The 278-nt window shown below is 57.2% G+C and carries 1 protein-coding gene; it reads right to left on the minus strand.

What is annotated here, in order from left to right; all coding sequences use genetic code 11:
- Positions 1-131: LacI family DNA-binding transcriptional regulator (locus EN852_RS40600; RefSeq protein WP_135880029.1), on the minus strand; the 131-nt coding region annotated here is incomplete at its 3' end.
- Positions 132-278 lie beyond the last annotated feature (147 nt).

Genomic DNA, 278 nt, shown 5'->3' on the forward strand with positions numbered 1-278 from the left:
GTGGCGGCGTCGTAGACGCGGCGCGCGGTTTCCTTGCGCACGGGCAGGCGGCTGTTCAGCACCCGGTCGACCGTGGCGACACTGACGCCCGAGACGCGCGCAAGATCGGTAATTGTCGGCCGCTTTACCATCAATGACGCTCCATCGCCTAACCCGACTTAGGATAATCCATTCTGATATGAAATGATAGAAACTATCTTTGTGATGTTGAGACTATCAGTCCCTGCGACTATGCTGAAGTCGAAAGTCAGCGATGCGCGAGCTCCGCATGGTCGGAG

Source organism: Mesorhizobium sp. M2E.F.Ca.ET.209.01.1.1, assembly GCF_004010375.2.
GTDB lineage: Bacteria > Pseudomonadota > Alphaproteobacteria > Rhizobiales > Rhizobiaceae > Mesorhizobium.